Raw genomic sequence first — 8,453 nt, 5'->3', positions numbered from 1 at the left:
TGCTCCGCGACGGCACCTTCTACGAACCCCGCACCCCCGAAACAGCCATCACATGACCAGCTCAAGCTTGACCAAGGACATAGAGGCACCCCCCCGATTCGGCCCACTCAGCCCACCCCGCTCGACCCGGCTCACTCAGGTTGAGCATCCGGCTCGCCCGGACCCGACGTCCGACCTGGCTCCTCGCCCCGCTCTTTCCCCCTCCCCTCCCCCATCCCTCCCTCTCCCCCTAGGCGTCCGTCTGACCCCCTCCGTTCAGACGGACGCCCCGCACCTCCCGGTCAGGCGGGCGGCCCGTGTGTCCTGTTCGGAGGGACATCTCTCGACCCTCCGGCAGGCATTCCGTGCCTCTCGCTCAGACCGGCGTATCCTCGCTGCCCCCTCAGAATCGTCCCGGGTGTTCCTTCAGCCAAGCCTTCGCCGCGTCGATCAGTTCGTGGTCGGCGGGTGGGGCCACCTCGGGGTGGCGGGCGATCCAGCCGGTGACGTACGGGCACAGCGGTGCGACGGACACGCCCTCGCGTGCGGCGATCGCGTACAGCTCGCGGGCCAGCGAACCGGCGATGCCCTTGCCCTCGTGCGCCGGTTCGACGATGGTGTGGACCGGGACGAGGGCGCGGGCCGGGGCTTCGAGCACGAAGTACTCGACGCGGCCGACCACTTCGCCGTCGGCGACGGCCTCCAGCCGGCCCACTGTCCGGTCGTCGCGGATCTCGATGTCGCTCATGGGAACCCTCCTGGTGCGGGGATCACGCCGGTCGCCCGAGCCTAACCGGCGATGATCACCGCACCTCCGGAGCGTCTTGGATCAGCAGGTGGCGACTCCGGGCAGCCACTCCGGGCCCTTGATGTAGATGTTGGTCATCCATGAGCCGTCGGTGAGGCGGGACCAGGCGTCGTTGGTGTAGCCCTCGGCTGTCACCGTCTGGGCGTGGGCCTGGCAGACGACGTTGACGGTGGTCGGTTGCGGGAAGTAGTCGACGACTGCGGCGCCGACGTTGGCCTCGGAGTGGGTGCGCACGCCCGTGCCCCAGGTCTGGAAGGCCTTGCTGCCGCTGCCCGGTGGCGGGGTGGAGGTGCCGCCGCAGTCGGGTACGCCGGGGAGTGAGGCCGGGCCCTTGATGTAGATGTTCGTCAGCCAGGAGCCGTTGGAGAGCTGGGACCAGATGTCGTTGGTGTAGCCCTCGGCGGTGACCTTCTCGGCGTGCTTCTGGCACATCACCGAGACCTGCGTGGGGCCGGGGAAGGTGTCGACGGTGGACGCGTTCACGCTCGGCGAGGAGTGGGTGCGCACCCGCGTGCCCCACGTCTCGAACGTGGTGCCGCCGTTCGCCGGCGGGGGCGGCACGGTGCCGGAGCCGTCGATCCGGACGGCGCCCGCGTAGTCGCCGCCGGTGCGTACCGGCGCCACGCGGATATGGGTGCCCGACTCGTACGCCTCCACCATCTGTCCGGCGCCGATGTAGATCGCGACGTGGTGGATGTGGCCGCTGCCCCAGAACATCAGGTCGCCGGGGAGCAGTGGTGCCGAACCCTGTGCCGCCGTGAATCTGGCCGCCGCGTGCGAGGTGTGGAACTGGTCGTCCGCCGTGCCGTTGAGCAGGTCCCGGCCGGTCGCCTGGGCGTAGGCGTACCGGGTCAGGCCCGAACAGTCGAAGCCCTTGCGTTCGTTGTCGTTCGCGCTGTCGGGGTCGGAGCCGTCGTAGTACCCGTAGGTCGCGCCCGGGGTGGCGCCGTGTCCGCCGCCCCAGCTGTACCAGACGCCGATCTGGCTGCACGCGGCCCGGACGGCGGCTTCGGCGGTCGCCGACGCGCCCGAGGCGAGGACACCGCAACTGGCCTGCTCGGCCGCGGGAGCAGCGGATGCGGCGTGTGCCGTGGCGGGCAGGGCGGCGGAGAAGGCGATGACCGCGACGGTCGCCAACGAGCGGCCGACGACCCGGCGCGTCCTGATGGTGGTGTTCAAGGGCGCATCTCCTCAATTGACTGTGTGTCATCTGGGAGACCGGATCGGAGCCCCGGAGATATGCCTCCCTCTTTGTGATGCATGTCACACATGACAGATGTCCTGGGCAGCTCATACACATGGACGTTCCGTGCCGTCCCCCGGATGCCCCTGCTGTGCGCGGTGCCGTCCGTTCGTGCCGGCCCGGCGGGAGGCTCCATCCCCGCCGACCGAGGGACACGACATGGCTTCTTCCCGGCTGCCGACACTGTCGACGACTGGCCTGACCCGACTCCGTTCCGTCCTGCGTCGCCGGTTCGTCGCCGCCGCGCCCGCCGTGGCCCTGGCCGGCACGCTGCTCACGGCAACCGCCGCGACCGCAGCGCCTGCCACGCCCTCGTCGTACCAGGTGTACGTCTGGGCGACCGATGTGAATCTGCGCCCGTGTCCGCAGGTGAGCAGCGCCTGCGCTCCCAACGGCGGCGCGCGGCTGGGACGTCAGTACGTCGTCGCCTACTGCCAGGCCCTCGGCGGCCGGGTGGTCGACGGGCCCTACGAGAACGCGTACTGGGTGGAGGTCGCCGTGAACGGCCAAGTGGGCTGGATCAGTGCTGTGTATGTGCGCGGCGGCGACAACAACCAGCCGATTCCGGGGATTCCAGGACCCGACAGCTGCGTGTGACCACCCTCCGACCGACCGCTTCCGACTCCCAGGAGATCCCATGAACCTGTCCTCTCTGTCTGAGCTGTCCTCGCTGCCTCCCCTCTCGCCTCTGTCTCCGCTGTCCCGACGAGCCGTCACCGCGCTGTCCGCCACCCTGCTGGCCACGGCGGGCACCCTCGTGGCCGCCGCCCAACCGGCCGGTGCCGCCCCGGCGTCGGACCGCTACTACCAGACCTGGGCCACCGATGTGAACGTCCGGGTCAGCAACGCCGACCCCGAGGGCTGCGGGCGTCGTCCCTCCGTCGCGAACTGCCCCGACGTACGCGGGCGCGTGCAGCCCGGCACTCAGTTCTACGTCTACTGCCAGGGCCCGGGAGGGCAGACCGTGGGCGGGAACCCGTACTGGCTGATGATCGGCACCGACCGCTTGACCGGCTGGATGGCCAGTTACTACGTCGACTATCCGAACAACCGCCTGCCCGACGTCCCCGACTGCCCCGGCCAGGGCGTCTCCGCCCGGACCACCGCGCCGACGGCCGCGAAGGCCACGACCGGCACGAAAACCGCGACGGCCGCGAAGGCCACCGAGCGTACGAGTGCTGAGCGAGCGACGGCCAAGGGGACTGCGGCCGAGGGCGGTTACAGCGTCACTGCCTACGAGACCGTCAACATCCGCAGCAAGCCGAACACTTCGTCCCGGGCCTTCGACAAGATCCTCGCCGGGCAGACCCGCAACGACGCCCTGTGCTGGACGCACGGCGAGACGGTCCGGGACCACGGTTACACCAACGACATATGGATCGGCTTCACCGAGGGGTGGGCCAGCGCCGTGTACCTGAAGGGAGACGCGTACGCGGGTCTGCCGGCCAGCGCCCAGTGCTGACGACGTGACCGGGTGAGCGGGGCCGGTGCCCCGCCCACCCTCCTGGCGGCGACGCGTCAACAGCCCTTGCCGTCGACCAGCGCGGCCCGCATCTTGGCCAGGCCTCGCATCCGGTTGCGCTGCACGGTTCCCCGGTGGGCGCCGAGCCGTTCCGCGGCCGCGTCGTGGCTGAGCCCCTCCAGGTCGACGAGGATGACCGCCGCGGCCTCCTTCGGTGACAGCAGGGAGAGCAGCGCGAGCGCCGCGCACCGGGCCTCGCTGCGTTCGACCCCGCCGTCCCAGCCGAGTTCGGGCAGCCGGTCGGTGCATGTCTCACGCCGGGACGGCCGCAGCCATGAGTCACGCAGCAGGTTGAGCGCGGTCGCTGAGGCGTAGGCGTAGGGATGCTGCTGCGGGGCCAGCGTGCGCCCCCGGGCTCGCCGGGCGAGCCGCATATAGGTGTCCTGGAGCAGGTCGTCCGCGTCGTGCGGATTGCCGGTCAGGGCGAGCAGCCGGCGGCGCAGCCGGGGCATGACTTCGGTGAAGACCGCGTCGAACTCGTCGGCGTTCATGCGGTCGAGCGGACGGTCGATGATGGTGTGGCGGGTCTCGTTGCTTTTCATCTGCGTATCCCCCGTGTGCCTGATGTGCCGCTGGTCGGGCGGCGCCAGGTGTGTGCTGATTCCGGCCGGTGTCCGAGGTACGGCCGGTCGTGTGAGCGGAGCCAGGTGCGGAGAGCGCGGTGGGCGAGGGTGCGCGGGGCCGCCGTTCGGCGTGGGTGTTCGCCGCTCGCCGCTCACCACCGGCGTTCTGCGTCCGGCGTCCGGTTCAGACGTCCGGCTCAGGCCGGTATCGCGGAACCCTCGGACTGTTCGCCGTCGTCGTGGGGCAGGTCGACGGGGCCGTAACGGGCGGCCGGTGCCTGGGACATGAGGGCCCAGTAGCGGTCCCCGTAGGACCAGTGCCACCACTCCGTGGGGTAGTTGACGAATCCGGCGGACGTCAGTGCCTCTCGCATCACCGTGCGGTGGGCACGGGCCTGCGCGTCGATGTTCGGCGCGTCCGTGCGGCAGGCGCCGTCGCTCTCCTCGGGTGTGGCGTTGACCTCGGTACCGAGGGGCAGTTCGGTGCCGTCCTCGGTGCACAGGGTCAGGTCGAGTGCGCCTCCGCCGGCGTGCGGGGCGACCTCGGGCGGCGAGATGTAGGCGCTCGCCAGCTCCCTGATGCGGGCCGGGGTCGCGTCGGGGTGCGCGGCGCGCATCGTCGCCGCGTACTCCTCGTAATAGCGGCGCTGAAGTCCCGGGGGCCGGTATCCCTCCACGAGCAGGAAGCGCAGCCCGTCGGGGAGCGCCCGCTGCGCCTGGAGGAGTCGGCCCAGCACGCCGGACCTGAGCCGGGCGTAGGCGCCGTCGCCGTCGGCCTGCCGGTCGTCGAGCCGTAGTTCCGGTATGTCACGGACGTCGACCAGGGGTTCGTGGCAGTCGTCGACGATGACGGCGGCGACGCGGGGATCGGAGAGAGTGATGATGTCGGTCACACTTCGAGCGTCCCGGACACCTCTGCAAAACCTCTGTAGATGTGATGCAAGCCGGCGCACGGGGCTTGCAGACCCCGGCGCATGAGGCCTCGCGGGCCCGCAGGCTCAGGGGCGGTCCTCCCATGCCTCCCGGCTGTCCAGTGCGCGGAAGTCCGCGTCCGCCTGCCTGCGGGCCGCCTCGGCGGCCTCGTGATCGCCCCGTGCGGCATGCACCTCCGCCAGGTCGCGCAGGGTGCGGGCGCTCCACAGCGGCAGGCCGAGGCCCTCCCAGAGATCGAGCGCGCTCCGCAAGGGGCCCTCCGCCCCGAGCGCGTCGCCCGCCGCGAGGTGCCACTCGCCCCAGGTGCGCAGGACCAGGGCCTCGCCGAAGTCGTCCTGCCGTTCCGTGGCCACCTCAAGACAGCGGCCGAGGCGGCTGCTCGCCTGCTCCAGGTGCCCCTGTCTCAACTCCACCTTGGCCAGCGACTGTTCGGTGTACATGAGGCCGAAGGTGTCCCCGAGGCAGGTGAAGATGCGCAGGGCCGCATTCAGCAGGTCCGTGGCGTCGGTCAGCGCGCCGCGTGCCCGTTGGCACAGGGCGAGCGAGCGCAGGGTGAGGGCCTCGCCCTGACGGTCCCCGACCCGCCGGAACAGTTCCAGCGACAGGGCCAGCGCCTGACCGGCCTCGGCGTCGCGGCCCTGGTCCCGGTGGACGTAGCCGAGCCCGTACAGGGTGCGGGCCCGTCCGGCGTCGTCGTCCAGGGCTTCGTACAGATCCAGGGCGGACGTGAGCGCGTCGGACGCCTCGGCGAAACGGGCCTGCTCCCGGCGGATGGTGCCCATGCCTGCCAGGGCCGTCGCGCTTCCCCGCAGGGCATCGCGCAGATCGTCGTCGCCCTCGACCGGGCGGCTCGGGTCCGCGCCGGGGTCGTCGGCGGTCGCGGACCGCTCGTCGAACAGCCGCCGGGCGCGCACCAGGCAGGCGTACGCGTCCTCGAACCTGTCCTGTTCGTAGCGGAGTTGACCGAGGCCGACGAGCAGCCAGGCCTCACCCTCGCCGTCCCCCTCGCGGCGCACCGCGTCGAGGGCGACGGTGTGGGTCTGCGCCCATACATCGAACTGGTTGTAGAGGGCGGCCGAACTCGCTATCAAGGCGCCCGCCAGTTCGCGTGCCGCGCGGCTCATGCCCTGGGCCGCGCAGTAATGGACGGCGGCGACCAGGCAGTTCTGTTCGGCGGCGAACCAGGCGGCCGGCCGGGACAGCAACCGGTCCTGTACGGCGGGGTCGAGGGGGTACTTCACCCGGGGCGGCGGCAGCAGCCAGGAGACTCCGCCGGGGCCCTGGACGGCGGCGCGGTCGGAGAGCGCGAGCCAGCAGGCGACGAGGCGCCGCACGGCCGCCGCGCGTTGCTCGGGGCTCTCCTCACTCAGGCAGCGTTCACGCGCGTGTTCCCTGACGAGGTCGTGGATGCGGTAGCGGTTCTCGCCGGTCTCGTCGGCGGCGAGCACCTCGATGAGATGGCAGTCGACGAGTCGTTCGACGGCTTCCTCGGCGTCCTCTGTACCGATGTCGAGAAGAGGCGCGGCGATCCAGGCGGCGAAGTCGGGCAGATCCATCAGCGCGAGACGGCGCAGCGCCCGGCGTTCGGGCGGGTCGAGTTCCGCGTAGCCCAGTTCGAGGCTGGCGCGTACCTCCAGGTCGCCGACCCGGAGTTCGTTGAGGCGTCGGCGTTCGTCGCGGAGCCGTCCGGCGAGTTGGCCGGGGCCCCAGTGGGGGCGGGCGGCGAGTCGGGCGCCCGCGATGCGCAGGGCGAGCGGGAGTTGGCCGCACAGGGTGACGATCTCGGCGAGTTCCCCCGGCGTGGGTTCCGCGCCGGTCCGTCCCGCCACCGTGGTCAGCAGCTCCAGTGCCTCGTCCGGGCCGGGCACCGACAGGTCGAGGCGGACCGCGCCCTCCAGTGCCGTCAGGCGTCGGCGGCTGGTGATCAGCACGGCCGAGGCGGGCCCGGGTGGCAGCAGCGGGCGCAGGTGGGCCTCGCTCGGGGCGTTGTCCAGGATCAGCAGGATGCGCCGGCCCGCGAGTTGGGTGCGGTAGAGGCCGATCAGGTCGTCGGTCCCGGTGGCGCCTTCGGGGTCGACGCCCAGCGCCCGCAGCAACCGGGTGAGGGCGTCGGCGATCGTCAGCGGGGCGGTGTCCGAGGCGCGCAGGTCGAGGAAGAGGCTGCCGTCCGGGAAGAGGTGCGCGGCGCGGTGGGCGGCGTGGACGGCGAGCGCCGTTTTGCCCATGCCGGGGCGACCGGAGATCACGCCGATCGGCGGTGCGGTCCTGGTGGGCTCGCCTGCCTGGTCGAGCAGTGCGGTGGCCCAGGCGACCTGGGGGGCGCGGCCCACGAAGTCCGCGACGTCCGGCGGCAGATGGGAGGGCGGACGGGCCGGCTGCGCGGTGGGCTCGGGGTCGGTCTCCTCGGAGACGGTGGGGTGGGGCAGGAGTGCGCTTACGGGGCTGTCGGGTTCGGTGGGGCTCGGCGGAACGGCTTTCTGGGGCGGGGAGTTGACCGGCTCGGGGCGTCGGGGGCCGACGAGTGCGGGGTCGTTGCGCAGGACCGCCAGGTGTAACGCGTTCAGTTCGGGTCCGGGGTCGAGGCCCAGGTCGGCGCGGAGGATGTCGCGTCCTTCCTGGAAGACGCGCAGGGCGTCGGGGGCCCGGCCGATCCGGAAGAGGGCGGTCATCAGCTGGGCACGCGGGCGCTCGCGCAGTGGGTGGGCGGCGACGTGGGAGAGGAGCGGGGCGACGACCTCGCTGTCGTGGCCCAGCCGCAGCCGCAGTTCATAGAGGTGTTCCTGCGCGACGAGTCGCAGTTCCTTCAGGCGGGCGGCCTCGATGCGGGCGAAGGACTGCTCGACGCCTTCGAGGGCGTCCTGCCCACGCCAGAGGTCCAGGGAGGTGGTGAGCAGGTCGAGCGCCTCGGTGTCGCGCCCATCGGCAGCGGCGTTCCGTCCGGCGGACAGCAGTTGCTCGAACCGGCGGGCGTCGATCTGGTCGGGGGCGAAGTCGGCCACGTAGCCGGGGGCCCGGGTACGGATCGCCGAGGCCGCGTCAGCAGGGGCCAGGGCGCGGCGCACCGCGGCCACGTGCGTGGCGACCAGCGCACCGGCGGTGGCGGGCGCGTGTTCCTCCCACACGAGGTCCACCAGCCGTGCGGTGGACAGTACTTCGCCGAGGTGGACGGCGAGCGCCGCCAGCAGGGCCACAGGTCTGGAGCCGCCCAGCCGAAGACATCGGGTGCCGTCGTCCCACACCTCGACCGGCCCCAGCAGGCGCACTTCGATCATCGTTCCCCGAAAGCCTCGATCGTCGTGTCAGGCCTGGAAACGATATCCGCCGGCCGCATGCGGGCGTGACGGATTGCCGGACCGCTGTCCGGTTTCGAGCGGTCCGGTGACGCGGGAAACGGCCGATGGGCGA

7 protein-coding genes are annotated in these 8,453 nt (G+C 71.8%); 2 read left to right on the top strand and 5 right to left on the bottom strand.

The genetic code is table 11. The features are described 5' to 3' along the window. Positions 1-382 precede the first annotated feature (382 nt). The gene (locus ACIQOU_RS27995) at positions 383-727 is read right to left on the bottom strand and encodes a GNAT family N-acetyltransferase (RefSeq protein WP_401540503.1); all 345 of its coding nucleotides are present in this window, start codon (positions 725-727) and stop codon (positions 383-385) included. 81 nt (positions 728-808) lie between these two features. Next, a complete protein-coding gene (locus tag ACIQOU_RS27990) occupies positions 809-1,966 on the bottom strand; it encodes a C40 family peptidase (protein WP_401540500.1) in 1,158 nt (385 codons plus the stop codon). 223 nt (positions 1,967-2,189) lie between these two features. On the opposite strand from ACIQOU_RS27990, the gene ACIQOU_RS27985 reads away from it, so the two are divergent. Continuing rightward, a complete protein-coding gene (locus tag ACIQOU_RS27985) occupies positions 2,190-2,627 on the top strand; it encodes a hypothetical protein (protein ID WP_401540497.1) in 438 nt (145 codons plus the stop codon). A 40-nt stretch (positions 2,628-2,667) separates the two neighbouring features. Next, positions 2,668-3,492, top strand: coding sequence for a hypothetical protein (locus ACIQOU_RS27980; protein ID WP_401540494.1), 825 nt, complete (start codon positions 2,668-2,670; stop codon positions 3,490-3,492). Positions 3,493-3,548: 56 nt separating this feature from the next. On the opposite strand, the gene ACIQOU_RS27975 is transcribed toward ACIQOU_RS27980, so the two are convergent. The 3 genes from ACIQOU_RS27975 to ACIQOU_RS27965 form a co-directional block, all read right to left on the bottom strand. Beyond that, complete coding sequence (locus ACIQOU_RS27975; protein WP_401540491.1) at positions 3,549-4,094, bottom strand: RNA polymerase sigma factor; 546 nt, start codon at positions 4,092-4,094, stop codon at positions 3,549-3,551. 218 nt (positions 4,095-4,312) lie between these two features. Further along, positions 4,313-5,008: a M15 family metallopeptidase gene (locus ACIQOU_RS27970; protein ID WP_401540489.1), complete on the bottom strand. Its 696-nt coding sequence runs from the start codon at positions 5,006-5,008 to the stop codon at positions 4,313-4,315. Between the two features lie 105 nt (positions 5,009-5,113). Then, on the bottom strand, positions 5,114-8,320 hold the full coding sequence (locus ACIQOU_RS27965; protein WP_401540486.1) for an AfsR/SARP family transcriptional regulator: 3,207 nt from the start codon (positions 8,318-8,320) through the stop codon (positions 5,114-5,116). Positions 8,321-8,453 lie beyond the last annotated feature (133 nt).

Origin of the sequence: Streptomyces sp. NPDC091279, from assembly GCF_044757465.1 — a bacterium.
Taxonomy (GTDB): domain Bacteria; phylum Actinomycetota; class Actinomycetes; order Streptomycetales; family Streptomycetaceae; genus Streptomyces.
This window is presented reverse-complemented; position numbering and strand designations above follow the sequence as displayed.

Excerpts from the sequence above, each read along its gene's own strand:
- ACIQOU_RS27995 (WP_401540503.1), bottom strand. The coding sequence starts at position 727 with ATGAGCGACATCGAGATCCGCGACGACCGGACAGTGGGCCGGCTGGAG.
- ACIQOU_RS27985 (WP_401540497.1), top strand. The coding sequence starts at position 2,190 with ATGGCTTCTTCCCGGCTGCCGACACTGTCGACGACTGGCCTGACCCGA.
- ACIQOU_RS27980 (WP_401540494.1), top strand. The coding sequence starts at position 2,668 with ATGAACCTGTCCTCTCTGTCTGAGCTGTCCTCGCTGCCTCCCCTCTCG.
- ACIQOU_RS27975 (WP_401540491.1), bottom strand. The coding sequence starts at position 4,094 with ATGAAAAGCAACGAGACCCGCCACACCATCATCGACCGTCCGCTCGAC.
- ACIQOU_RS27965 (WP_401540486.1), bottom strand. The coding sequence starts at position 8,320 with ATGATCGAAGTGCGCCTGCTGGGGCCGGTCGAGGTGTGGGACGACGGC.